Annotated in this window: 2 protein-coding genes; both read left to right on the forward strand. The window is 54.3% G+C overall.

All coding sequences use genetic code 11. The features are described from left to right. On the forward strand, positions 1 to 244 hold a 244-nt coding region (locus ABFY71_RS18710; protein ID WP_347947377.1), incomplete at its 5' end, for a hypothetical protein. A gap of 39 nt (positions 245 to 283) precedes the next feature. Then, a partial coding sequence (locus ABFY71_RS19425; protein WP_488645805.1) for a phage nozzle protein occupies positions 284 to 501 on the forward strand: 218 nt, incomplete at its 3' end.

The raw sequence follows: 501 nt of genomic DNA on the forward strand, positions 1-501 counted from the left end.
TCTTAAGATTACACTGGACATTGAGTTCGAGGACTTGCCAGAGCATTGCGCTATGTGGGTAGCTTACGCTACCGCAGCGGAAGTGTATCTGAATGACCTCGGGGCTGACGGGAACTATCAGCAACTGCTTGCTAAGGCTGCGGAGTATGAGTCCCTGAACTATCGTGAGCACCTGCGTAACCAGAAGTACAGCACTGCGCGTACTCGTACAGCCGGGCGTATCGCCGCTGGCTTCCGTATTTAATTAGGAGATACACCCTTGGCGAAAACCTTCGAAGGTGTTATGCCCAGTTTGCTACAGGGCGTATCCCAACAGATTCCACGAGAGCGCCAACCTGGGCAGCTAGGTGCTCTAAAGAACATGCTCTGTGACCCGGTTACTGGCCTGCGCCGTAGACCCCCGGCACGCAGCATCAGCCTAACCACTATGCCAGCCCCAGCTGACGACTTCCTCTTCACAGCTTATATTGAACGTGGTACAGACGGCAGGCACCTACTCAT

It is taken from the genome of Devosia alba (assembly GCF_039938915.1).
GTDB lineage: Bacteria > Pseudomonadota > Alphaproteobacteria > Rhizobiales > Devosiaceae > Devosia > Devosia alba.